Raw genomic sequence first — 23,064 nt, 5'->3', positions numbered from 1 at the left:
CGTCAGCGGATACCCGAAACTGACGATTCTAGCCACCCAAGGACGCCCTTTGCGGCAGCAAGACCGGTGGAAAAACATCCCTGCAGGAGATAGCCCCCGGTCGGAGCCTCCCAGTTCAGCATTTCTCCGGCAGCGAAAACGCCAGGTCTGGAGCGGATCATAAAATGCTCGTCCAGCGCATCCTGCCGTAATCCGCCCGCTGTAGAGATGGCGCGATCCAGAGTGTCTGTTCCCGTCAGGGTGATTGGAAGTGCCTTGAGGATCTGTGTCAGTTGATGCGGCGTGGCGTCTTTGGGTGTTGCATTGCGCAGGAGTTCGCGTGCTGTGCTATCCAGCGCGAATGCCTTTCGCAGACGGTTGGAGAGGCTTTCCCGTGGGCGCTGGGCCTGCAATCGTTTCAGGACCGCGTCTTCCGAAAGGGTAGGGCGCAGGTCCAGCAGAATGGTTACGCTGCCGTCTCTGGCAATCGCTTCCCGCAAGCGTGCGGAGAGCGCGTAAAGAGCAGATCCTTCGAGGCCACGCGCAGTGATTGTCAGGTCTCCACGGCTTTTCTGGTTCTCGAAGGACAGGCCGACGGAATGAAGAATGTTGCCTTCGTGTCTGCTCAAAAAGTCCTCTGACCAGTCGGGCGTAAATCCGCAGTTGGCGGGGGCGAAGGGAGCTGTTTCGGCGGCAAACAGGTCAGCCCATTTTCCGTCTGATCCCAAACGGGACCAGCTTGCACCACCCATGGCCAGAATAATGGCGTCTGGGCTGACAGTGACAGAGCCTTCTGTAGTTTCAAAACAGATGTGTTTGCCCTCCCAACCCGTAAAGCGATGGCGGGTCCTGAGGATGACGCCCTGTTTTGCGAGACGTGCCAGCCATGCGCGCAGGAGCGGGGAGGCTTTCATGCTTTTGGGAAAGACGCGCCCTGAACTGCCGCTGAAACAAGGCTGCCCTAACCCTTCTGCCCATTCGTGCAATTGATTCGGCGGGAAAGCGTGTATCGCAGGAGACAGCCAGCCCTGTGCCGCGCCATAGCGCGCCAGAAAGTGATCCAGGGGTTCGGAATGGGTCAGATTCAGGCCGCTTCTACCCGCCATAAGCAATTTCCGCCCGACGCTCGGCATCTGTTCGAAAACTTCAACCTGGCATCCGTGGGCTGAAAGGTATTCGGCAGCGAACAGTCCGGCAGGACCTGCGCCGATGATGGCAACGAAAGGGGACGTAAGGAAACGGCTCATGACTGCCTGATTGCCACGGGTTTGTCTGTTTGTCAGGCAGTCGCGCCTGAAGAGAGAATGTTCTGGAACCCGGTTCTGAGGAAACTGGTCGCAAAGAAAGGGTGTATGATGGCGTCGGCAAGGGCGGCGCCCTCTTATTATTTGACTTGGTATCATTTTTTTGGTGCGGGCGGCTTCAGGCGCTATAAATGGTCACTGCTGACGTTCGGAGATTTAGAAAATGCAGAACGCAATCCAGCGCCGGGTCGCTCAGGGACAGGGGCGTGAACCAGCCGATCTGGTGATCCGGAATGTCCGCCTGTTCGATTTTGTAACGGGCGAGCTTGTACCGACGGACATCGCACTCTGCGGAGACCGGATTGTTGGCACTTACGGAGATTATGAGGGCTGCATCACGATTGAGGGCAACGGGCGCATTGCTGTCCCCGGTTTTATCGACACGCATCTGCATGTTGAATCATCGCTCGTCACACCGTTTGAGTTTGACCGCTGTGTGCTTCCCCATGGTGTAACGACAGCCATCTGTGATCCGCACGAAATGGCGAATGTGCTGGGTCGTGCCGCTTTTGACTACTTTCTGGCAGCCGCAGAACGGACAGTGATAGACCTGCGGGTCAATCTGTCGAGCTGTGTTCCTGCAACCCCGATGGAAACATCTGGTGCAACGCTGAATGCAGACGACCTCGTAGCCTATCGCGATCATCCAAAGGTCGTCGGGCTTGCGGAGTTCATGAACATCCCGGGTGTTCTGAATGGTGATCAGGGATGTCTGGACAAGCTGGCGGCTTTTGCTGGTGGTCATATTGATGGTCATGCACCGTTGATGCGCGGCAAGGCTCTGAACGGATATCTTGCGGCAGGCATTTCCACGGATCATGAAGCGACGACTGCTGCGGAAGCTTTGGAAAAAGTCCGGAAAGGCATGACAGTTCTGATCCGTGAAGGGTCGGTCTGCAAGGATCTGGAAGCTCTGGTTCCCCTCCTTAATGTGGCGACATCTCCGTTCTTCGCGTTCTGCACAGACGACCGGAACCCACTCGAAATCGCGCATGAAGGCCATCTGGATTTCCTGATCCGCCGGGCAATCGAACTGGGTGTTGAGCCTCTGGCCGCCTATCGTGCTGCGTCGCTGTCTGCTGCCAATGCATTTGGTCTGCGGGATCGCGGGCAGATCGCGCCAGGCAAGCGGGCGGATATCGTGCTGTTGGATGATCTGGAGAAATGTCTGGTTTCAGATGTGATCTCTGCGGGGCGGTTGGTCAGCGACGGCCTGTTCGCCCAACGTGACATTATACCGTCTGTTGGGCTTGGCAGCGTAAAGCTTCCGGGAGCTGTGACGGCTGCGGATATGGAAATTCATGGATCTGGCGTGGATCGCCCAGTGATGGGAATTATTCCGGGGCAAATCATTACAGAGTATCTGCGTCTTACTCTGCCGGAAGTGGGGGGGCAGGTGCTGCCTGATCTGAAAGCGGATGTTACAAAAGTCTGCGTCGTTGCGCGTCACGGACATAACGACAATATCGGGCGAGGCTTCGTGAAGGGGTTTGGCCTCAGACACGGCGCGCTGGCGTCGTCTGTCGGACATGACAGTCACAATATTTGTGTTGTGGGCACCAATGATGCCGATATGGCGGTTGCCGTAAACCGGCTGGAAGAAACGGGGGGAGGTTTTATCGCGGTGCGTGATGGTCAGGTTCTGGCTGAACTGCGACTGCCTGTCGCGGGTCTGATGAGTGATGCGCCGTTCGAGCAGGTTCGGGACGATCTGATTGTTCTGCGCAAGGCCTCAAAGGAAATGGGGGTGTCTTTGGAGGAGCCGTTCTTGCAACTGGCTTTCTTGCCTTTGCCGGTCATTCCTCATCTCAAGATCACGGATCTTGGTATGATCGATGTTCGGACCATGGAATTCGTATAACGCATAAAAAAACCCGCCTCTCTGCAGAGAGGCGGGTTTTTTCGACAATCCTGAAGGACGTCTTCAGTGCGTGGATGCACCAGTCGCATTCGCGATGCCCTGCTGGGCGCTCGTTGCTGCGTTGGACGTTGCATGACCCACGGCGCTAACGTCCTGACCCGCGCCACGCGTCGTGTTGCAGGCGGACAGGGAAACAGCCGTTCCCGTCAGCAGAGCAGAAACGAGCATCAGGCGGGCGAACGTGGATTTGCGGTTGTTGGTCATGCTGGCATGTCCTTCTTCTGAATGTTTCAGTTCAGACATAACTGCCTGTCTTGCCCGAAAGTTGCGTTTTTCTTTTTCCCCGATGTTCGGAAAATGGGATGTCTGTGATGCGTTATGGTGGGCACACTGATTTCCAGTTATGAAAATCTCACAAATCACATAAAATTATGATGATGTAACTAATTTAATGTTATATAGGGGGCGAATGAACCAGTCGTCGTATGACGAAGGGGTAATTCCTTCCTTTCAGCGGCATGTCCTGCGCGGGTGCCGGAGTTCCTTTCCATGAGTGATGCAACATTTCACGCTCAACCCGTTGCGGTACGTCCTCCCATGGTCGGACGTATGATGCTGGCTGTCGCGTTGGCGGCCATTGCGGGACTGATGTTCGGCTTGGATATCGGTGTGATTTCCGGTGCTCTGGGCTTCATCAAGACCGAGTTTCAGGCGTCCGATTTCGAACTGTCCTGGATTGTGTCGTCCATGATGGTTGGCGCGACGGTTGGCGCCCTGCTCGCAGGCCGCATGTCCTATGCATTGGGGCGTCGCAAGTCCCTGACCTACAGCGCGGCCATGTTCGTCATCGGGGCGATCCTCTGCGCTGTTGCGCACTCGGTGGCCATTCTGATCATCGGACGCGCCATTCTTGGCCTGGCAATCGGTATCGCCAGTTTTGTCGCTCCGCTCTACATTTCCGAAATCGCGGATGAGAGCCGTCGCGGCAGTCTGATTTCAATGTATCAGCTTATGATCACCACCGGCATTCTCCTGGCCTTCGTATCCAATGCCGTCCTGTCTTACAGCGGCTCATGGCGCTGGATGCTGGGCATTGTCGGTGTTCCGGGAGCGCTGTTCCTGATCGGCTCCCTGTTCCTGCCGGACAGCCCACGCTGGCTCATGCTGCGCGGTCGGGATGAGGAAGCCTTGAAAACGCTCAGCACGCTGCGCCATACGCATCAGCATGCTCATGCGGAAATCCAGAATATTCGGGACCAGTTGAACTCGCAGGCCAAGCAGCGCGGTCTGGCCATGTTCCTTGAAAACCCGAACTTCCGCCGGTCTGTCATGCTGGGGATTGGCCTGCAGGTCGTGCAGCAATTCACGGGCATCAACGTGGTCATGTACTATGCCCCACGAATTTTCGCAGAAGTCGGGTTCGGCCAGGATGGACAGATGTGGGGAACGGCAACGGTTGGTCTGGTGAACTGCCTTGCGACTTTCATTGCCATTGCTTTTGCTGACCGTTGGGGCCGCCGCCCGATGCTGATCGCCGGATTTGCCATTATGGCTGCCGGACTAGGTATTCTGGCCATGCTGATGGGAATGGGCGATCATGCAAGCTCCCTGACGCATTACCTCGCCATTTCGGTTCTTCTTTGCTTCATCGCGGGCTTTGCCTTCTCTGCTGGCCCACTGATCTGGATCCTGTGCGCCGAAGTGCAGCCTCTTCAGGGTCGTGATTTCGGGATTACCTGCTCAACCGTGACCAACTGGGGAACGAACATTATCGTCGGTGCGACATTCCTTGGCCTGTTGAGCACGCTCGGCTCTTCAAACACCTTCTGGCTCTATGCCGGTCTGAACGCCCTGTTCATCATCGTGACGCTGCTGTTTGTCCCTGAAACGAAGGGTGTTTCTCTGGAGACGATCGAAAGTCGTCTTAACAATGGCTACCGCCTGCGGGATATCGGGCGGTAAAGCTTTCCGGACTTCGTATGAAAAAGGCCTCTCCAATCCGGAGAGGCCTTTTTTGTAGCAGGTAGTTTTCGGACCGCTCAGGCCGGGTTGATGGCAACCGTGGCTTCACTGGTCAGAACGCGGAAAATGAAGCTTTCCTGAATGTAAAGTTCAACCGTCTCGGCAGTATGACCCAGATAGCCAATCGAGAAATCCTGCCCGATATCGAGTGCCAGATCACCGCCACGTGTTGTGACAACAAATGCGCCTTCAATGGCAGGTGCCCAGATGATCTTGCCGTCGATCATGCTCTCAAGATGCCTGCGGACCGGATACCCATCATCATCGCCACCGCTGACAGCCTGATAGGCTTTGGCACCGAGAACGATGGAATAGGGTCCGTTGACGCCAGCCAGACGCAACTCGTTCAGAGCATCAGCGATGACGTGGGAATAGTCCTGAATACTTGCTGGAAGTGTGAGAGGCGTGTTGGATGTTGCTTTGCGGATACCCTTGATGCCAGCCGGGGCGTAGCCGTTGAAAATGGCGCGGTCTTCGGCGAAGGCGATTTTCTGGGCTGCGTCTTTGACGGGCTGCCAGTCGGAATCTTCTGATCCTCTGTCCACAGCATCGATTTCAGCCCGCGAAAGCGTGAAAGGGACGCGCAGTTCGACAACGGGAAGAACCTGACGCAGGGACGCACTGACCCCGTCGTTTGGAGCGTCGATGGCGATGATGCGTCCCGTTTCAACGGCCGAGAACTTTTCGCCCTTGGGCTCGGATGTGTCCACGATGCGGCGACCCGCCAGATGACGGCGCAGCGTGCGGGAGGCTTCATCCTCGATCTGCGCCCATGCGGCTGTTGAAATCGGGGCGAGATGACGGTGGAGATTGTTCATGTCAGTGATCCTTTTTCAACGAACCGATACCTAGTGAGCCGGATAGTTTTGAAGCTGTGGCGGCTTGCGCGGGAGCAGGGGACTGTTCAGCCGTAGGGGCAGGCATGTCCGGAGCGTTATCCAGAAAGTCCGCCGTGGGAATGAAGAAGAGATTGCCAGTAACGGCGCGGCTGACGTCCAGAATGCGATCGTAATTACCGACCGGCTTTCCGATGAACATGTTGCGGAGCATCTGTTCGATACGGGACGGGGATTTGGCGTACCCGATGAAATACGTGCCGTATTCACCTTTGCCGACTTCACCGAACGGCATGTTGTCCCGCACGATCTGAAGCTGCTCGCCGTTTTCTTCGATGTTGGTCAGAACATTATGAGCGTAGCTGGGCTTGTCGGCTTCACGGAGTTCAATGTCCGAAAGCTTCTTTCGACCAATGATATGTTCCTGCACTTCCGTCGGAATAGCATTCCATTTCTTCAGGTCATGCAGGTATTTCTGGATGATGACGTAGCTACCACCCGCAAAATCCGGATCTTCGTCGCCAATCAGTGTGCAGTCTAGCGCCGCCTGACCGGACGGGTTTTCCGTTCCGTCCACAAAGCCTAGCAGGTCACGTTCATCGAAATATTTGAAGCCATGAACTTCATCGATGATCTTGCCTGCACCCTCTAATCTGGACGCGATTGTGGCGGCCATTTCAAAGCACAGATCCATGCGCGCAGCACGGATATGAAACAGCATGTCACCGGGCGTGGAGGGGGCGTCATGAACGCCACTGATAGCTTCGAACGGGTGAAGATCCTTGGGCATGGGAGCGCCGAAAAGCCGCGTCCATGCGTCTGCGCCAATGCCCGTTACGCAGGAGAGGCGCCCATCGGGAATACGAAAGCCGACGCCGCGAACCAGAGAGGACATGTCTCCGAGCAACTCGCGGATCTGCGTGCCGTCGGAAAGAGTTTCATCCAGTGTCGCGACAAGGAAAACAGAGGCACTGGTCAGTGTTGCTGCGACAGGTTGAGGATTCTGCAAGGCTCTCAGATCTTCTTTACAAAGTGTTGAAGCGTTCTGAGATCACCATAGGAGGGAAACGGATTAAGGCAAGGTTCTGACGGGCAAGATCCTATGCTGGAATGACTGTTACCACTTGTCCTTCGAGCCGCCACCGCCGGAATCTCCGCCACCGGATCTGTAGCTGTTCCTGTTCCCGGAGGTGCCGCTTCCGCGAGAGTTATTGCGGGCGGCGGCGGAGAGAATGTTGATAAGGAGGTTCAAAAAAACATCCCATGGAACACTGATAAGAAAGCGATCCAGTCCGGACAGAGGCTCGCCTCGGCTCGCTCGGCGTTGCGCCCGCATCGTGAAGACGGTTCCGACAAGCAACAGTAGCAGTCCACCCACGCCAAGAAGCATGTCTGTGTTGGAAAACGTGATGGCTTCGTCAGGTGCTGCGGTTTCCTGCACTGTGGTATCGCTCTTGCGCAGGGTTTCGCCGATCGTATCGACCATGCCGTTCAGTGCGGCGGCATAGTGCCCGGCTTTCAGGTCGGGTCGCGCCGCAACGAGAATGGTGTGTGTCTGAAGATCTGTCAGATCGCCTTCAAAGCCATACCCGACTTCAATGCGGGACTGTGTATCTGGAATATCCAGAACGATCAGCAGACCGTTGTCCTGCCCCTTTTGGCCGATGCCCGAAGCATGGAAAGTCTCATTGGCATACTGGTCGATGTCCTCAACATGGCCGGGAAGATCGATCAGGATATGCGGGTGGTTCGGGAGCGTTTCGCGGAGGGTTGTGAGTTTGTCGACCAGTTGGTCCCGTTCCGCGTCTGACAGGGTATTGTGCGGGTCAGTGACAAGCTGAGTGAGCGGGGCTGCTTCTGCTGTGCCAGCCAAGGGAAGGCACAGCAGGGCGAGTGCACAGAACACAGGATGTAGACTGCGCGTGAGCAGGGAACGGGTCAGGGTCAGCACAGTCTGCATGGTGTTCTATCAGGTCAGTGTTTTGAAAAGTCGACGACGGGCGGCGTCTGGGCAGCCGGTGAGGCTTCGTAATAGACACGCTGATGATAGCCCATCACGCCGGCCAGAAGGTTGCCGGGAAAGTGCATGACCGTCTGATTATAGGACAGAATGGCCTGCTGAAGACGCTGACGAGCCACGGTAATGCGGTTCTGTGTGCCTTCAAGCTGCACCATCAGGCTTGAGAAGTTCTGGTTGGCCTGAAGCTGCGGGGACTGCTCGGCAACGGCGGTGATGGCCTTGATCTCCTGAGCGTTGCGCGTCTGGGCATCCAGGATTTTTTTCTGAAGAGTTTCGTCACTGACCGAACGGGGATCAATACGATTCAGCGGTGTTTCACCGGAGCGGGCAGCGGCGTAGTCGGTCAGGGTGTCATGCTCGTGTGTGGCATAGCCCTTGACTGTGTTGACCAGGTTGGGAATCAGGTCTGACTGGCGTTGCACTTCGTTCTGAAGCTGGCCCATCTGTTCCTGAACGCGCTGATCTGCACCCATAAAGCGATTGTAGTTCGATCCCATCAGGATGATGAGCCCGATGACCAGAATCGCCGGAATGAGAAGTTTTTTCATCAAGAGTCCTCTGAAATCAAAAATCGGATCATCACTCTGACGGTAGAAGAAAGGGCCAGTCGTGAGGGTCTGTTCCTGAGATCTTTACAACAGATCGGACTGAACGAAAAAACGTTTCTTTTTCGTGTGCGATGAAATCCGAAGTATTGGGCCCGTTTGCTACGTTATATCATGGTGAGGCTCTGGTTTTATTTGAAGTTCTGGCAGTCTTTTGCGGGGCCAGGAGCCTGTTATGGGGAAGGGATTTCAAGCATCTGGTATCACGCGCAATCATGCGGCATTAAGGCGGCATGAAACTGCGCTTCGCCCCTTCGCCTACGGGCTATCTTCATGTTGGCAATGCCCGTCAGGCTGTGGCCAACTTCCTGTTTGCCCGTCGTCATGGCGGCAAGTTCCTGCTGCGGATCGACGATACGGACGTCGCACGGAGCAAGCCTGAGTATGAGGAGGCCATCCGCAAGGATCTTGCGTGGCTTGGCCTGGACTGGGATGAAGAGGCCCGTCAGTCCTCGCGGATGGAGCGGTATGCAGCGGCGATCGACAAGCTGAAAGCCTCTGGTCGGCTGTATCCGTGCTTCGAGACGGAATACGAGCTGAATGCGAAGCGCGAGATGCGCATTCGGGCTGGCAAGGCCCCGATCTATGATCGCGCCATGCTGAAGCTGACGCCTGACCAGCGGGCGCGTGCGGAAGCCAATGGCAAGACGCCGCACTGGCGCTTCAAGCTGACGGATGGGAGTCGCAAGTGGCAGGATCTCGTCATGGACGATTGCTCCGTCAAGCTGACGGCAATCTCCGATCCAGTCTTGATCCGCGCAGATGGCACGATCCTCTATACGCTCGCCTCAGTTGTTGATGATCTGGAAATGGGCATCACGCATATCGTCCGTGGCGAAGATCACCTGACGAATACGGGTGTCCAGATCGACATTGCTGAAGCTCTGGGTGCAAAGTCGGATCGCTTCACCTTTGCGCATCTGCCGCTCCTGCTGGATTCTGATGGTGGAAAGCTGTCCAAGCGTTTCGATGCGCTGGGCCTGAAATCGTTGCGTCAGGATGGGATCGAGCCGATGTCCATCGTGGCGTATCTGGCGCGCGTCGGTACGTCTGATGATCCGGAAGTCATGACGATGGAAGAGGCCATTGCGGCCTACGAAATCTCCCATGTCTCCAAGTCTGCCGCGCGGTTCGATATGCGCCAACTGCTTGCTCTGAACCGCAAGGCTCTGCACAGCCTGCCGTTCTCGGTCGCCAAGGCTCATCTTCCAGCCGAGGCGACGGAAGAGTTCTGGAATGCAGTGCGTGGCAATGTCGATCTGACGGCAGAAATCCCGCATTGGTGGGATGTGACGCAGGGCACGATTGTCCCGCCATCACAGCCGGAAGACCGTGAGTTCCTGCAACAGGCGCTCGAGACTCTTCCCGCTGAGCCTTGGGGTGAAGACACCTGGAAGGACTGGACGACAGCTCTGAAGGACAAGTCAGGCCGAAAGGGTAAAGCCCTGTTCATGCCGCTCCGTCTGGCGCTGACGGGGGAGGACAACGGGCCGGAACTGCATGTTTTGCTGGGCCTGATGGGCCATGCGCGGACAGTGTCTCGTCTTCAGGATGCTATTGGTGCGTGATTTAGGGTGGGAATGCCCTTTGATTGGGGGCATTCCCAATATCGAGCTTTAGATTGGCTCGACGCTCCAGAAAGCTTCCCAGCTTTCGCCGGGCTGGAGATGAAGCAGACCCGGCTTTTCTGAAAAATCTCCGGTGAAGCCAACGGGTGTGGCGTAGCCGTACCAAGGTTCGATGCACAGGAAATCTGCGCCCGGCTTGGTCCAGATGCCAAGATCCTTGAACCCGTCCCAGCGGACGCGGAGGCCGCTGCCGTCCGGGCCTGTGAAATCGACGGCCTTGCTGTGGGCATCCAGCATGATGATGGCATCAGCTTTGAACAGGGTGTCTGTCAGCGGAAGAATACGATCCGTAATTGGGGAAGGGACGCCCTCTGGTAGCAGACCGTCCGGACTGATGCGCCGGATCTGAGCGGTTTCGGCCTTCTCGAAAGTCAGTCGATGTCCGGCGCGTTCGGCGTCAGGCTTGAGTGGCCACATGAACGCCGGATGCACGCCAAGCGAGGCATGAAGGGTGGTGTCTTCAGAAGGATTGGTCAGAACATAGCCGACATGCAGGCCGGTTTCCTCCATCCGGTAGATGAGATGCAGGCGGAATGCAGCGGGAAACAGCGTCTGTGTTTCAGGAGTGTCTTCCAGTTCCAGAACACAGCCGCTTTCCGTGCGCTCCAGCCAGCGGAAGGTCATGTCACGGGCGAAGCCGTGCTGTTTCAGCGTTACGGGCTGTCCGTTGAAGGTGGTGTTTTCAGGAGGTTTGCCGACGATCGGAAACAGGACCGGAGAATGGCGTTCCCATGCGGGGCCAGCATTCCAGAGGAGGTCCTGGCCAGAAGCCGTGCGGAGGGAGGTCAACTCGGCGCCATGAGCGGAAACCGTTGCCGTCAGGCCATTTTTTCCAAAGCTGTGCTGAGTGTCAGACATGGTGATGGTGCCTTTCATGCGCTGTGGACGGATCAATCGGTTCGTGGTCCCCGTGTTCGGTTGTGTGGAACCGGGTGAAGTCGACCTCGACCCTGCCGTCCGGGCGGTGATGGATCATGTCCGAGAAACGGTATCCGTGTTTCACATGGCCGATCTCGTAGGCATGTCGTGCGAAGAGTGTCTGGGAGGAGATTTCGTCTGTCCCATCCATCGTGATGATGATCTCTGCATTCTGGTCAATGAGCGTGTCTGCGGACAGGCCATAAAGCGGGCTGGTCTCATCAATCATGTGTGTGGCGTTCAGGCTGATCCGGAAGATGGGCACATGCGACTGGATCAGCGTGAGTCTGTCGAAACGGCGCACCAGTCGGCCATGGTCGTCCGGCATCAGGCGCGTCAGGGTCATTTCAACATTAGCGGACAGGATCAGCGTGCGACGACGATTGGCGATGCGGATGGTGAGTGTCGGGATCAGATCATCGTAGGACACGACGGCGACATGGCTGAACAGGATGCGGGCGCGGGGCCGGGAAAAACGTGCGAACACCAGCCCGGTGGCAAGCGCGTTGAGCATCATCCCGGCGAGCACTTCGAAAGACACAATGGTGTTGGTCAGCCGTCCGACTGGCGCCATCGTACCGTATCCGACGGTTGAAATCGTCTGGACGCTGAAGAACACGTCATCGAGGAAATCCCCATGCGGGACGCCGCTGACGCTGTTGGGGATGATGTAATAAAGAGCGGCAAAACCGATATTGATGACTAGATACAAAAGGAGGGACGCCCAGAAGAATGTCCCCCATGTCATGGTCATCAGGTGGTGGTAGAGGTCTCCGAAGGAGCCCTCTTTCAGACCGGTGCGAATAATGTCGCCCCGGCCGTTTTCTTCCAGAACATGGGCCCGGATGCGGTTGGCCGTTTCGACCACCAGCGCCTCAGGCCGTGGATGCATCCGTTGCCTGTGTCGCCAGTGGATCATGGTCTTACCGTCTTGCCTTTCTGGCGCTGACCAGTTCGCTGACCACGCCATGGAGCGTGCGAAGTTCCTGCTCAGTAACTTCGCCGCGTGTGAAGAAATGCCGCAGATTGCGGATCATGCCCGGCTTCTTCTGCTCATTACGCAGGAAGCCACAGTCATCAAGTTCCCGCAGCAGATGGGACATGAAGTTTTCCAGCTCGCCCTTGGTGGCCACATGCGTCTCATTGGTCATGAGGTCACGTGGGGGCGTCATGTCTTCGGTCAGATACCACTCATAAGCCATGACGAGCACGGCCTGTGCGAGGTTAAGAGACATGAACTTCGGATTGAGCGGGTAACGCACCAGCGTATCGGCGCGCGCCATGTCTTCGACGTCGAGGCCAGCGCGTTCCGGCCCGAACAGGATACCGGTGCGCAGGCCCCGCGTGGAAGCCACGCGGAGTTCCGCCGCAGCGCCGCGCGCTGTCATGACAGGCTTCACGACATGGCGGGGGCGGGGGCAGGTTGCAAAAACACGATGCAGGTCGGCCACGGCGTCATCGACCGTTTCGAAAACCTGCGCGTTGTCGAGGATGCGATGGGCACCGGAAGACGCTGGCCAGGCGCGCTCCTGCGGCCAGCCGTCCCGCGGTGCGACAATACGCAGATGGAACAGACCGCCATTCGCCATGGCGCGGGCAGTCGTGCCGATATTTTCGGCCAACTGCGGGCGCACGAGAATGACAACGGGATCAAATTCGCCGATCGGTTCCAGATCGGCACCACCATCACGTCCGGTCATGGGATTATGCCTTCCGCCATGTTGTGCCACCGGGGCCGTCTTCCAGCGTGATGCCGTCTGCGGCAAGCTGGTTCCGGATTTCGTCCGCACGGGCAAAGTCGCGGGCCTTGCGGGCTGCCAGACGTTCCTCGATCAGGGCTTCGATGGCGGACGCGTCAACGCCTGAGCGGAACCACTCAGCCGGGGAAACCTGAAACAGACCAAGCTGCTTTCCAGCAGCCAGAAGACCGGATGCGGCTTCCTGATCGCCCTGCATGGCGGCGTCTGCAAGCGGGTGCAGGGCTGCGATGGCGAGCGGTGTGTTCAGATCGTCGCACAGGGCATCCAGCACCGTTGCCGGAACGTCTGCACCCTGCTGCGCGTCTCCACGCTCAAGGGCGCGATAGAGGCGATCCAGAATACGGCGTGCTTCTTCCAGCTTGTCCCACGTGAAATCCAGCGTCGAACGGTAGTGCGCGCCTAGATACAGGAAGCGCAGGGGTTCCGCCGGAGACTTTTCCAAGACTTCCCGGATGGTGAAGAAATTGCCCAGAGACTTGGACATTTTCTCTCCATTGGAGAGCAGCATGCCGTTATGGAGCCAGTGCGTGGCAAACTTGCTGCCCGGATAGCAGCACAGAGACTGCGCACGCTCGTTTTCATGATGCGGGAACAGCAGGTCATCGCCGCCGCCATGGATATCGAAGCTCTCACCCAGATACCGGTGTGACATGGCGGAGCATTCGATGTGCCAGCCGGGGCGACCGCGGCCATAGGGGCTGTCCCACCCGGGCTGGTCCGGTGTGGACGGCTTCCAGAGTACGAAATCGCCCGGATCACGCTTGTAGGGCGCAACCTCGACGCGGGCGCCAGCGATCATGTCATCCAGCGAGCGGCCGGAGAGTTCGCCATAAGACGGGAAGTTCCGGACGGCGAACAGGACGTGCCCTTCGGCCTCGTAGGCATGACCGTTCTCGATCAGGCGGCCGATCATATCCAGCATTTCAGGAATATGATGTGTGGCGCGTGGTTCGATATCCGGCGGCAGAATCCCCAGTGACGCCAAATCTTCATGAAAGGCTTCGGTCGTTCGGGCGGTCAGGGCAGAAATATCTTCGCCGTTCTCTTTGGCGCGCGCGGTGATCTTGTCGTCCACATCCGTGACGTTGCGTGCATAGGTGACCTGCGGATACAGGACGCGCAGCAGCCGCACGAGGATATCCGCGCACATCATGGCGCGCAGATTGCCCAGATGGGCGCGGTCATAGACGGTGGGACCACAGAAATAGACCCGGACGTTCTGCGGATCGAGTGGTGTGAACTGTCGCTTTTCGCGCGCGTGGGTATCGTGCAGACGGAGCACGTGAGGGACGGGATCGGCCATAGAGGCGATCAATGCGCCAGCCGCCGGTTTGGTGCAACAGGGTTTGTTACCCTTGTGCGTATGATCTGGCCTGCGATAGGGAGACTTATGCGTAGCACCTTCAAAGATCCTACTTCTCCCCGCGGACATGCTCTTGCCCTTCTGAGGGTCGCTCTGCCCCTGGCCCTGTCACAGCTCTCCGAAATGTCGATGGGCGTGACGGACACCATTCTGCTGGGCGGTCTGGGCGTTGCGGAAGTGGCTGTTGGCGGTCTGGTCAATACCTTCTTCTTTACCACTATGGTGACGTGTCAGACCATTCTTGGTGGCGCGGGCGTGCTTCTGTCGCATGGACGAGGTGCGGAAGATCATGGGCGTGAGGCTCATGATGGCCGGAGCGTGATGAGCGCGACGTTTCTTCTGGCGCTTCTGATTTTCGTTCCCTGCGCTTTGCTGCTCTGGAACGTCCAGCCGCTGTTTGCGTGGCTGTCTGAGCCGAGCGATGTGGTGACGCAGGGAAGTCACTTCATCCGCATCCTGCTGTATTCACTGCTGCCTGATCTTGCTGTCATTGGTGTTCTGCGTGTGGCGCTGCCTTCGCTTGGGGCGGAGACGCTTCTGTTGTGGATCATGCCGGCCATGGCGATCTGCAATGGCATCACCAATGCGGCGCTGATCCATGGCTGGTTTGGTTTGCCAGCCATGGGGCTGTTTGGGTCCGCGACGGCCACGACGCTGACGGGCTGGGCAATCAGTTTTGCCCTGACGGGTCTGTGCCTGATGCATCCACGTGTACGGGCTGTCATGAAGCCAGCCGCCGTACACTGGCCTGTCATGAAAGAGCTTTTGAAGCTCGGCCTGCCAATGATGCTGGGGGCCGCTGCTGAAATTCTCATGTTCCAGATCACCAGTCTTCGTGCGGGAGAGCTCGGCACGCAGAGCCTCGCAGCCCATCAGGTTGCGGTGAATGTCAGTGCGCTTCTGTTCATGGTGTGTCTGGCCATTGGTCAGTCAACGAATGTTCGTGTGGCGTACTGGCGTGGGGCGGGACGGATGGATCAGAGCCGCCGTGCGGCCTGGACCGGGATCTGGATTGTGCTGGTCTGGTCCGTGCTGTCTTCTGCGCTGCTGCTGATCTGGCCAGAAAAGATCGTCAGTCTGTATTTCACGGGGCATGCTCCTGATCCGGCAACGGCGGCGCTTGTTATTACCCTGATGAAGATTGCCGGGATTTACCAGATTGTGGACGGGCTTCAGGTTGTCTTCAGTGGCGCTTTGAGAGGCTGTGGCGACACGGTCTGGCCGATGGTGATTGCCGTTTCAAATTACGGCCTGATCGGGCTTGTTTTTGGTGGGTGGTTGGCCTTCCAGCAGCACTGGGGGGCGGAAGGCCTGTGGATTGGCATGGCGACAGCCCTGACAGTCAGTTCTGTCGCTCTTGGTTTCCGGCTTTTCAGCGTGATGCGGAGAGTCGAGCCTGTGCCATCGTAATCAGGTAGACGAAGAAGCCACCTGCGGAAAGCAGGGCAGATCCCCAGCCAATAGAAGCAAGTCCAAGCCCTGAACTGACCAGGAAAGCGCCCAGCCATGTGCCTGCGGCGTTGGCGATGTTGAAAGCCGAGTTGTTCAAGGACGCGGCCAGTGTCTGTGCATCTCCCGCGACTTCCATAAGATGGCTCTGGATGGCCGGAGAAATGCCGATCAGTGTGGCCGGGATCAGGAACGTGATGGGAAGCATGGCGACCGGCAAGGGCAGCAGGAGCCAGAAACCCAGCATGAACACACAGCTTGCGGCGAAGGAGGCCAGGATCGTTCGGTTGATGTTTCGGTCCGCCATGGCGCCTCCGAATGCATTGCCTGCGAGCATGCCGAGGCCCCACACGATCTGGTAGAGCGCGACAGCCCAGTCTGGCAAATGTGTGACGTCTGACAGGGCCGTGGTGAGAAAGGTGTAGATCGCGAACAGACCGCCGAAGCCGATGGCGCTTGTCAGGAGCGTCAGCAGAACCTGAGGGCGTTTGAAGGCCCCGAGTTCGGCCAGGGCATTGGCATTCGGATGGGGTTTGTCACGTGGGGCGAAGTACCAGATCGCCAGAAAACACAGCAGTCCGAGGAGCGAAATTGCAGCGTAAGCGGCGCGCCATCCGAGGTGATTGGCGGCGTAAGTGGAGAGGGGGGAACCTACGACGGTAGAGAACATGATGCCGGACAGAACACGTCCAACCGTGCGGCCACGTCTTGCACGTTCGACTATGGATGCGCCGACGAGTGCTGAAACACCGAAAAAGGCCCCGTGTGGAAGCCCGGTGATGAAGCGCATGACTTCAATGTCGAGCAGGTTCGGCATCAGGATCGTGCCGGTATTTCCCACGAGGAAAAGTACGAGCATGGCAAGCAGAAGTGTACGGCGAGGGAGCTTCGCACCTGCAACCGCAATGAGAGGTGCTCCAACCACGACGCCGAGCGCATAAGCTGAGATGACGGAGCTGGCGCGGGAAATGGAAATTCCCAAGGAGTGGGAGAGCTCGGGCAGTAGGCCCATCATGGCGAATTCGCCAGTCCCGATTGTAAATGTTGCCAGCATGAGGGCGAACATGGCTGGTTCGACGCCGTGAGGTGGACGCACCCGCTCGACATCGACTGGTTCGATTAATTCCATATGGAAAAGGTCCGGAAGAGGGGGAAATCTGTCCACCATCCGGACCCTGAAATGCTAGCCGGACACGTTCACGGGGAAGTGTTCTGGCTGGTCAGTTCAATTCTCCGTTGGCAGACGGATTGTCTGTCCCGGATAAATGTCATCCTTGCTTGTGACAAGCGGTTGATTTGCATCAAGAAGCTCATCGCCCGAAATATCTTCCGGCAGCTTTTCAGCCACCTCATCGAGGTTCTGGCTGGTCTTGATTTCCAGGAACTTTGGATCGGGGGTTCCGGGGGGGACCTGAATTTCGGCCTCGACAGCGGCCACGCCAGCGACGTTGCCTGCCGTAAGGATCATCTGGTCACGCGCCTTTGCGGTTTCCGCCTTGCCGCGCAGATAGATTGTGCGGTCATCAATTACGAGATGCGACATGTGCATCTGTGCGAGGCCGAACTTCTTGAAGGCACGCTTGATGGCGCTTTCACCCGGCTTGGGCGGCGCTGGTGCATCAAGGGACTGGATCAGTCCTTCGAAGGACCCTTCGGCAATACGACCAGCCTTGGGATTGAAGCGATAGATTTTCATGGGCAAACTCAAAAAGGCATGGCTCCCCGATCAGAGGGGAGGACCAGACCGTTAGCGCAAACCCCCCGGGAGGGGTTGCGCGCTTTATAAGCATCTGCTGCGAGAAAATAACAGGGGCCAGAATCGGCCTTTGATTGACAGAAGAGCATGAGACCTGTTAGGCGCGGGTCCACTGCCGGAAACGAGGACGTACCGGCCGGGCCATTATTGTGGGTTTCTGTACCCCGCAGGCTCCGGTTTTTGGGTGCGCGCCCGTCCTTTCCAATTCGGGGAAGGGCCTACCGGCGCAACAAAACGGCTCGTCATGCAGCATGGGGCGAGCCTGATGTATGAACAGGGGTTAACCCATGTCAAAGCGTCTTGAGAGCAAGTACAAGATCAATCGCCGTCTCGGCGTAAACCTTTGGGGCCGTGCAAAGTCCCCTGTGAACCGTCGTGAATACGGTCCGGGTCAGCATGGTCAGCGTCGTAAGCAGAAGCCTTCTGACTTCTCCATCCAGCTGATGGCCAAGCAGAAGCTCAAGGGCTACTACGGCAACATCAGCGAGAAGCAGTTCCGCAAGTACTACGACGAAGCCGTCCGTCGTAAGGGTGATACCTCCGAGAACCTGATCGGTCTGCTGGAGCGTCGTCTGGACGCCGTTGTGTACCGTCTGAAGTTTGCGATCACGCCGTTCGCAGCACGTCAGTTCGTCAGTCATGGCCATGTTACGGTCAACGGCAAGAAGGTGAACATCCCGTCCTACCTCGTGAAGGAAGGCGACGTCATCGAAGTGCGCGAGAAGTCCAAGCACCTCGCCATCGTTCTCGACTCCGTGCAGACGGGCGAGCGCGACACGCCGGAATACGTTGAAGTCGATCACCGCCAGATGAAGGGTACGTTCCTGCGTACGCCGGTTCTCTCCGATGTGCCGTATCCGGTGCAGATGGAACCGAACCTGGTTGTCGAGTTCTACTCCCGCTAATTCAGGTCCCGGGCTTTCGGGCCCGGATCAGAACGCGATCAGAAAACGTCGGATGGGTTTCCCATCCGGCGTTTTTTGTTTGTGCTTGCAAAAAAATGCGAAGAACCGTGCAGGGTTTTATGTTCTAACTCTTTGATTGTATCAATTCATCTCTGAATGATGCTTTATATTTTATATCAAAGAGCGGCGGCGAAAGATGCGCTTTGGGCTGGGTGTGGTTCTTATCTGTGCTGCGGCCTGCGCGTCAGCTAATGCTCGCGGGATCAACACCTTCGTAGCTCCCGATACACATTATCATCCCCCGCCACCGCCCCATTTACATCTTGTTCACTACAGAGATGGAACCGTGATTGTTTCATCCCAAAGGTGTCCGATCAGGCCTCCTGTTATGGAGCGAACTGCGGCGGGAAAGGCCGTAGACACAGTGACGGGTGTTGTTCGAAGTGTGACTGGCCATAATTTGGGTTTCAGATGGTAGGTAATAAGTAGAGCTTCAGGGGCGGACAGATGCGGTCATGGATGCTGAAAAGTTTCTGGCTGGCAGTATTTGGCTGCACGATGCACGCTTCTGAAGCAAAGGGGATCAACACCTTTGTGCCTCCGTCTTTTGCCGTGCCTCCAGCTTCAGGGCGCTATGATGTAACATCACGGCAACTCATGCCGGGCGCGTATATAGAAGCGCCTCAACCTCGAATGATTGTGCCACCCGCTCTGACCTGGACGGCCAGTGATAAGGTGTTTCAGTTTCTGCGGCGTCAATTTTCCGGAAATGGTTCAGATCGTGTGGGCGTGGGCGGGGTCCCTGCGGTGCATGATCCCGTTTCCGGGAGTGCGATCGGGCAGTTTGGGGAAGCGTATGCTCAAGCTAGCCCGATGGGGATGACGGGGATTGCGCCACATGGGAATACTGTGAACTGATATCTCCTTTGTAGAAGCGAAAGTTCGCGGAAAAGGCCCGTTAAGCGAGGGAATGCTTGACGGCAAAAGCGGTCTTCTGCACATTGCGCCTCCCGATGGGTAAGGCTTCCATGAGGGCTGTCCTCTGTATTTGCTAACAGGCTATGTGCCTGTCTGGACGTCGCGAAAGCTCCAGTCCCGGATTTTTTCTACGTTGCCGGAGGCATCATGTCAGAGGCGCTGAGCGCTGAAATTACCCGCGAGATCGCTCGTCGGCGTACGTTTGCCATCATTTCCCATCCAGACGCCGGTAAGACGACCCTGACGGAACGTATCCTGCGCGCAGGTGGTGCCATCCAGCTTGCTGGGAACGTGCGTGCCAAGGGTGAGCGCCGCCGGACCAAATCTGACTGGATGGGCATTGAGCGGGACCGTGGCATTTCCGTTGTGACCTCCGTCATGACGTTCGAATACGGCAACTGCGTCTTCAACCTGCTTGATACTCCGGGCCATGAAGACTTCTCTGAAGATACCTATCGTACCCTGACGGCTGTGGACTGTGCCGTCATGGTGATTGATGCGGCAAAGGGCATCGAGGACCGGACGCGCAAGCTGTTCGAGATCTGCCGTCTGCGCGATATTCCGATCATTACGTTCATCAACAAGATGGACCGTGAGGCGCAGGACTGCTTCGCCCTTCTGGATGAAATTTCCAATTCTCTGGCGCTGGATGTCTCGCCTGCGACATGGCCGATCGGGCGTGCTGCGACGTTTATTGGCACGTTCGATATCCGCACCCGTGAAGTGCATACCAAGGATCCGGTGGACGAAGCTGATCCGCGGATGGTGCAGCTTCGGGAAGATCTGGAACTGGTGGAGGCCGCGCTTCCCGAGTTCGATCGTGAGTCTTTTGACGCGGGGCATCTGTCTCCCGTGTTCTTCGGGTCGGCCATGAAGGAAATCGGTGTGACCGATCTTCTGGATGCACTGGTCGCTTACGGTCCTGCGCCACGCGCCCAGCCGACGGAAAGCCGTGAGGTCAAGGCGGATGAAGAGCAGGTCACGGCTCTGATCTTCAAGATCCAAGCGAACATGGACCCGAATCATCGGGACCGCATGGCTTTCGCCCGTGTATGTTCGGGACGTCTGACGCGCGGGATGCGTCTCAAGCATGTGCGGACCGGCAAGCAGTTTGCTCTGCATACGCCACAGTTCTTCTTTGCACGTGATCGCCAGTTGGCTGAGGAAGCTTTTGGCGGAGATGTGGTGGGGATTCCAAACCATGGCACACTCCGTATTGGTGATACGCTGAGCGAGAACGAGGAACTGCGCTTCACGGGTGTCCCGCACTTTGCTCCGGAAATCCTGCGTCGTGTCCGTCTTGATGATGCCATGAAGGCCAAGAAGCTGCGTCAGGCTCTGGTAGAACTGGCGGAAGAGGGTGTCGTGCAGCTTTTCCGCCCGCAGGATGGTCTGCCGCCGATCGTGGGTGTTGTGGGAACACTTCAGCTTGACGTTCTTCAGTCACGCTTGAAGGGGGAATATGGCGTGTCCATCGGTTTTGAAAGCACGCCATTTACACTGGCCCGCTGGATTACCGGGGATCGTGAAAAGATCGAGATGTTCATGATGACGAACCGCTCATCCATGGCGGATGATCTGGATGGAGATCCGGTCTTCCTCGCCAGTTCGTCCTTCATGATGCGCCGCACCATCGAGATGAACCCCGATCTGGCGTTCCACGACATCAAACAGATTGGTCTGGCTTCGGTCTGATCTTTCAAGCCTCGCTCCTGTATTCGGGAGCGAGGCTTTTTTTATGTCTGCTGTTTACGGCTTTCCGGCAGTTCTTACTGAAGTATCAGTACGCTCAGCAGGTCTTCCAGAGTGTGGAGAGACGGTGCTTTTAGAATAAGTGCGCGCCCTGTCTGAAGGGCTTTTCGGCGTGCTGCCGTGCGGCTTTCTGGTGTGGCGCAGAGCGTATAATCCGCGACCTGGGCGAAACCAATTGTGCGCCGGATTATTTCAAGACCGCAGAAGCCGGCTGTGTCCCGCAAAACGTCGAGCAGAAAATTGTCCAGCAGGTCTCTGCGTTGCGTTTCATCGGAGAGCGCCCAGACGTCGCCGCCACCTGTTTTCAGAAGGGTGCGGAGTTCTGTCGTGAAGCTGTTCCAGAAGGCTGTGATTTCAGACGTAATCAGAGCGTTTTTGTGTGGGGCGGCGCAGGCATGGAGTGCCAGATTGCCCAGATAAAGGCCGCAATCAAACCCGATTGGTCCCATCGTGGCGAATTCACCATCAATGACCCGGACATCGTCCTTATGCAGCATGATGGACCCTGTATGCAGGTCTCCATGCAGAAGCGCCTGTCGTGCGGTCAGGAAGCGCTCCTGAAGGCTGCCGACGGCGCGGTGGAGTAGCTTGTCCGCCTGTAGGGCTTCCACGTCGGGAAGGAGGCCTGTTTCGGGGGAAGGGTTGCGCGAGCAGGGGCGGAACGGATCGGTCAGGATCAGATCGACCGTGATGCGGGTGAGCGCGGTGTTGCCAGCGAAGTCGGCCAGTAGTTTCGAGCCGTGTTCAAAGGGTTGGCTGATCCAGCTTGTAGCGTGAACGCTGCGGGCCACGTACTGGCCGATAATGGCGGAAAATCCCGGCTGTGCTTCATCGCGGATCAGGGCGGTGCGCAGAACCTCATGTGGGGTCAGGCATTCCATAACGAGAAGGAACATCTCGTCATCGTAGAAATACAATTCGGGTGCGGCTGGGCGGACGGCATCCGCAGTTGCCCGCATATAGCGGGCTTCGTACAGGGCGCGCTCCAAAGGCATGGGCCAGTCCGGTGCAACGCGGACATGGGGGAGGGCCTGTTTGCAGCACAGAGAGCCGCCCGAACCCTCCACAAGGAAAACGGTATTCAGATTGCCGTCACTGACTTCGCGGATGGTCCAGTCTGCGGGAGAGCCGCCGAGGCGGGAGGCAAGGTCAGTGTGGTTTGTGAGCCAGTGCTGAAGGCTGGACGCATCAAGAGTAAAGTACGGCATCAGGAAAGTTCCAGCAGGGCGGCCAGTGTGGGGACGACAGGGCCTTCGGGTGTGTGGTCAGGGCGGATCAGGTGCAATGCGCCATATTCGGCATTTCCCTGCTCGCGGCATCGCTTCTGAAGGTCGGAAAAACTCAGGGCTACGTCAATGCGCATCCCGATGTCGACGATGTGCGTGGAGGGATGTTCGCAGGCAAGCAGGCATGGCCCGACACGACATTCTGCAGGCGTCAGGCCCAGCTCTTCCTCACATTCCGCAAGAAGCTGGGTCGCTAGGTTTACGATGTTTTCCTGTGCGCGGCTTTCCACGTTGCCTGCTGGCGCGCCTTGCCAGTAGCCGGGCAGGTAGATGGAAGTCTCCGCGCGTCGGCCGATCACGACGCCATCCTGCGCAAACATCAGCCCCACGACAGCCAGTGGTTTGAGTACTGTGTCTCCGTAAATGCCGGGCTGCTTCATTTGTGCAAGGACACGACGATATTCAGACCAGTGGCCGTGAATATGGGAGGGTGTAATGTCGTCTGCACAGAAAACACGGCCGTTATAAAGCGTGGGATAAGATTTCAATGCCTCGTCCCAGATACGCGAAACGGCTGCTTCCTGTGCGTCTGTAAGGGCCGGAAGAGGGCGGTCGGCCAGAACATGCACATCTGGCTGAAGGGATATAATGGGCCAGGAAGCAGGGTGTGACATGACGGACCTTGGCTGGGTTGAAAACTGT

Annotated in this window: 21 protein-coding genes; 7 read left to right on the top strand and 14 right to left on the bottom strand. The window is 57.3% G+C overall.

The window, feature by feature from the left end; all coding sequences use genetic code 11:
* Window positions 1-2: 2 nt before the first annotated feature.
* A complete protein-coding gene (locus tag AC3B6F_RS14385) occupies window positions 3-1,226 on the bottom strand; it encodes a TIGR03862 family flavoprotein (protein WP_489824871.1) in 1,224 nt (407 codons plus the stop codon).
* A 220-nt stretch (window positions 1,227-1,446) separates the two neighbouring features.
* Between AC3B6F_RS14385 and ade the strand changes: the two genes are divergently transcribed.
* Window positions 1,447-3,144, top strand: coding sequence for an adenine deaminase (gene ade, locus AC3B6F_RS14380; protein WP_489824870.1), 1,698 nt, complete (start codon window positions 1,447-1,449; stop codon window positions 3,142-3,144).
* A 63-nt stretch (window positions 3,145-3,207) separates the two neighbouring features.
* Here ade and AC3B6F_RS14375 read toward each other — a convergent pair whose 3' ends face one another.
* Window positions 3,208-3,447: an entericidin A/B family lipoprotein gene (locus tag AC3B6F_RS14375; protein WP_010501157.1), complete on the bottom strand. Its 240-nt coding sequence runs from the start codon at window positions 3,445-3,447 to the stop codon at window positions 3,208-3,210.
* Window positions 3,448-3,693: 246 nt separating this feature from the next.
* Here AC3B6F_RS14375 and AC3B6F_RS14370 point away from each other — a divergent pair, with 246 nt between their 5' ends.
* Window positions 3,694-5,106, top strand: a complete 1,413-nt coding sequence (locus AC3B6F_RS14370) for a sugar porter family MFS transporter (protein WP_010501158.1) — start codon at window positions 3,694-3,696, stop codon at window positions 5,104-5,106.
* Window positions 5,107-5,183: 77 nt separating this feature from the next.
* On the opposite strand, the gene AC3B6F_RS14365 is transcribed toward AC3B6F_RS14370, so the two are convergent.
* The 4 genes from AC3B6F_RS14365 to AC3B6F_RS14350 form a co-directional block, all read right to left on the bottom strand.
* A complete protein-coding gene (locus tag AC3B6F_RS14365; RefSeq protein ID WP_489824869.1) occupies window positions 5,184-5,984 on the bottom strand; it encodes a family 1 encapsulin nanocompartment shell protein in 801 nt (266 codons plus the stop codon).
* A gap of 1 nt (window position 5,985) precedes the next feature.
* On the bottom strand, window positions 5,986-7,011 hold the full coding sequence (locus AC3B6F_RS14360) for a Dyp-type peroxidase (protein WP_489824868.1): 1,026 nt from the start codon (window positions 7,009-7,011) through the stop codon (window positions 5,986-5,988).
* Window positions 7,012-7,119: 108 nt separating this feature from the next.
* On the bottom strand, window positions 7,120-7,962 hold the full coding sequence (locus AC3B6F_RS14355; RefSeq protein ID WP_489824867.1) for a TPM domain-containing protein: 843 nt from the start codon (window positions 7,960-7,962) through the stop codon (window positions 7,120-7,122).
* Between the two features lie 14 nt (window positions 7,963-7,976).
* A complete protein-coding gene (locus tag AC3B6F_RS14350) occupies window positions 7,977-8,570 on the bottom strand; it encodes a LemA family protein (protein WP_489824866.1) in 594 nt (197 codons plus the stop codon).
* A gap of 290 nt (window positions 8,571-8,860) precedes the next feature.
* On the opposite strand from AC3B6F_RS14350, the gene gltX reads away from it, so the two are divergent.
* Window positions 8,861-10,195 (top strand): glutamate--tRNA ligase, encoded by a 1,335-nt coding sequence (gltX, locus tag AC3B6F_RS14345; protein ID WP_489824865.1) that lies wholly within the window; start codon window positions 8,861-8,863, stop codon window positions 10,193-10,195.
* 48 nt (window positions 10,196-10,243) lie between these two features.
* Here gltX and AC3B6F_RS14340 read toward each other — a convergent pair whose 3' ends face one another.
* From AC3B6F_RS14340 to cysS, 4 genes are read right to left on the bottom strand one after another with little or no spacing between them, the layout of a single operon-like run.
* Window positions 10,244-11,113, bottom strand: coding sequence for an aldose 1-epimerase family protein (locus AC3B6F_RS14340; RefSeq protein ID WP_489824864.1), 870 nt, complete (start codon window positions 11,111-11,113; stop codon window positions 10,244-10,246).
* On the bottom strand, window positions 11,106-12,065 hold the full coding sequence (locus AC3B6F_RS14335; protein WP_062022351.1) for an ion channel: 960 nt from the start codon (window positions 12,063-12,065) through the stop codon (window positions 11,106-11,108). Before AC3B6F_RS14335 ends, AC3B6F_RS14340 begins: the two co-directional genes overlap by 8 nt.
* 31 nt (window positions 12,066-12,096) lie before the next feature.
* Window positions 12,097-12,873 carry an RNA methyltransferase gene (locus AC3B6F_RS14330; protein WP_007282518.1) on the bottom strand — a complete coding sequence of 259 codons (777 nt, stop codon included), beginning with the start codon at window positions 12,871-12,873 and terminating at the stop codon, window positions 12,097-12,099.
* A 4-nt stretch (window positions 12,874-12,877) separates the two neighbouring features.
* The gene (cysS, locus tag AC3B6F_RS14325) at window positions 12,878-14,236 is read right to left on the bottom strand and encodes a cysteine--tRNA ligase (RefSeq protein WP_062022354.1); all 1,359 of its coding nucleotides are present in this window, start codon (window positions 14,234-14,236) and stop codon (window positions 12,878-12,880) included.
* Window positions 14,237-14,323: 87 nt separating this feature from the next.
* Here cysS and AC3B6F_RS14320 point away from each other — a divergent pair, with 87 nt between their 5' ends.
* Window positions 14,324-15,706: an MATE family efflux transporter gene (locus AC3B6F_RS14320; RefSeq protein ID WP_489824863.1), complete on the top strand. Its 1,383-nt coding sequence runs from the start codon at window positions 14,324-14,326 to the stop codon at window positions 15,704-15,706.
* On the opposite strand, the gene AC3B6F_RS14315 is transcribed toward AC3B6F_RS14320, so the two are convergent.
* Window positions 15,669-16,913: an MFS transporter gene (locus AC3B6F_RS14315; RefSeq protein WP_489824862.1), complete on the bottom strand. Its 1,245-nt coding sequence runs from the start codon at window positions 16,911-16,913 to the stop codon at window positions 15,669-15,671. The two genes, AC3B6F_RS14320 and AC3B6F_RS14315, sit on opposite strands and share 38 nt — an antisense overlap.
* Before the next feature lie 57 nt (window positions 16,914-16,970).
* Window positions 16,971-17,441, bottom strand: coding sequence for a BON domain-containing protein (locus tag AC3B6F_RS14310; RefSeq protein ID WP_489824861.1), 471 nt, complete (start codon window positions 17,439-17,441; stop codon window positions 16,971-16,973).
* 347 nt (window positions 17,442-17,788) lie between these two features.
* On the opposite strand from AC3B6F_RS14310, the gene rpsD reads away from it, so the two are divergent.
* The 3 genes from rpsD to AC3B6F_RS14295 all read left to right on the top strand — a co-directional run bounded on the left by rpsD (window position 17,789) and on the right by AC3B6F_RS14295 (window position 21,079).
* Window positions 17,789-18,406 (top strand): 30S ribosomal protein S4, encoded by a 618-nt coding sequence (rpsD, locus tag AC3B6F_RS14305; protein WP_010501177.1) that lies wholly within the window; start codon window positions 17,789-17,791, stop codon window positions 18,404-18,406.
* A 519-nt stretch (window positions 18,407-18,925) separates the two neighbouring features.
* Window positions 18,926-19,324: a hypothetical protein gene (locus AC3B6F_RS14300; RefSeq protein ID WP_489824860.1), complete on the top strand. Its 399-nt coding sequence runs from the start codon at window positions 18,926-18,928 to the stop codon at window positions 19,322-19,324.
* A gap of 207 nt (window positions 19,325-19,531) precedes the next feature.
* Window positions 19,532-21,079 carry a peptide chain release factor 3 gene (locus AC3B6F_RS14295; protein WP_010501183.1) on the top strand — a complete coding sequence of 516 codons (1,548 nt, stop codon included), beginning with the start codon at window positions 19,532-19,534 and terminating at the stop codon, window positions 21,077-21,079.
* Between the two features lie 74 nt (window positions 21,080-21,153).
* Here AC3B6F_RS14295 and mtnK read toward each other — a convergent pair whose 3' ends face one another.
* Entirely contained in the window at window positions 21,154-22,344 is a 1,191-nt protein-coding gene (gene mtnK, locus AC3B6F_RS14290) for an S-methyl-5-thioribose kinase (protein WP_489824859.1), read from the bottom strand.
* Window positions 22,344-23,036 (bottom strand): hypothetical protein, encoded by a 693-nt coding sequence (locus AC3B6F_RS14285; RefSeq protein WP_489824858.1) that lies wholly within the window; start codon window positions 23,034-23,036, stop codon window positions 22,344-22,346. The genes mtnK and AC3B6F_RS14285 overlap by 1 nt, the downstream gene beginning before the upstream one ends.
* Between the last annotated feature and the right edge of the window lie 28 nt (window positions 23,037-23,064).

This window comes from Gluconobacter sp. ESL1110 (genome assembly GCF_058107395.1).
The sequence above is the reverse complement of the archived record's forward strand: the minus strand, read 5'-3'. Positions and strand labels throughout refer to the sequence as shown.

Excerpts from the sequence above, each read along its gene's own strand:
- cysS (WP_062022354.1), bottom strand. The coding sequence starts at position 14,236 with ATGGCCGATCCCGTCCCTCACGTGCTCCGTCTGCACGATACCCACGCG.
- AC3B6F_RS14285 (WP_489824858.1), bottom strand. The coding sequence starts at position 23,036 with ATGTCACACCCTGCTTCCTGGCCCATTATATCCCTTCAGCCAGATGTG.
- AC3B6F_RS14350 (WP_489824866.1), bottom strand. The coding sequence starts at position 8,570 with ATGAAAAAACTTCTCATTCCGGCGATTCTGGTCATCGGGCTCATCATC.
- AC3B6F_RS14295 (WP_010501183.1), top strand. The coding sequence starts at position 19,532 with ATGTCAGAGGCGCTGAGCGCTGAAATTACCCGCGAGATCGCTCGTCGG.
- AC3B6F_RS14335 (WP_062022351.1), bottom strand. The coding sequence starts at position 12,065 with ATGCATCCACGGCCTGAGGCGCTGGTGGTCGAAACGGCCAACCGCATC.
- AC3B6F_RS14300 (WP_489824860.1), top strand. The coding sequence starts at position 18,926 with ATGCTGAAAAGTTTCTGGCTGGCAGTATTTGGCTGCACGATGCACGCT.
- AC3B6F_RS14320 (WP_489824863.1), top strand. The coding sequence starts at position 14,324 with ATGCGTAGCACCTTCAAAGATCCTACTTCTCCCCGCGGACATGCTCTT.
- gltX (WP_489824865.1), top strand. The coding sequence starts at position 8,861 with ATGAAACTGCGCTTCGCCCCTTCGCCTACGGGCTATCTTCATGTTGGC.
- AC3B6F_RS14375 (WP_010501157.1), bottom strand. The coding sequence starts at position 3,447 with ATGTCTGAACTGAAACATTCAGAAGAAGGACATGCCAGCATGACCAAC.
- mtnK (WP_489824859.1), bottom strand. The coding sequence starts at position 22,344 with ATGCCGTACTTTACTCTTGATGCGTCCAGCCTTCAGCACTGGCTCACA.
- AC3B6F_RS14310 (WP_489824861.1), bottom strand. The coding sequence starts at position 17,441 with ATGAAAATCTATCGCTTCAATCCCAAGGCTGGTCGTATTGCCGAAGGG.
- ade (WP_489824870.1), top strand. The coding sequence starts at position 1,447 with ATGCAGAACGCAATCCAGCGCCGGGTCGCTCAGGGACAGGGGCGTGAA.
- AC3B6F_RS14385 (WP_489824871.1), bottom strand. The coding sequence starts at position 1,226 with ATGAGCCGTTTCCTTACGTCCCCTTTCGTTGCCATCATCGGCGCAGGT.
- AC3B6F_RS14340 (WP_489824864.1), bottom strand. The coding sequence starts at position 11,113 with ATGTCTGACACTCAGCACAGCTTTGGAAAAAATGGCCTGACGGCAACG.
- rpsD (WP_010501177.1), top strand. The coding sequence starts at position 17,789 with ATGTCAAAGCGTCTTGAGAGCAAGTACAAGATCAATCGCCGTCTCGGC.
- AC3B6F_RS14355 (WP_489824867.1), bottom strand. The coding sequence starts at position 7,962 with ATGCAGACTGTGCTGACCCTGACCCGTTCCCTGCTCACGCGCAGTCTA.
- AC3B6F_RS14330 (WP_007282518.1), bottom strand. The coding sequence starts at position 12,873 with ATGACCGGACGTGATGGTGGTGCCGATCTGGAACCGATCGGCGAATTT.
- AC3B6F_RS14315 (WP_489824862.1), bottom strand. The coding sequence starts at position 16,913 with ATGGTGGACAGATTTCCCCCTCTTCCGGACCTTTTCCATATGGAATTA.
- AC3B6F_RS14370 (WP_010501158.1), top strand. The coding sequence starts at position 3,694 with ATGAGTGATGCAACATTTCACGCTCAACCCGTTGCGGTACGTCCTCCC.
- AC3B6F_RS14365 (WP_489824869.1), bottom strand. The coding sequence starts at position 5,984 with ATGAACAATCTCCACCGTCATCTCGCCCCGATTTCAACAGCCGCATGG.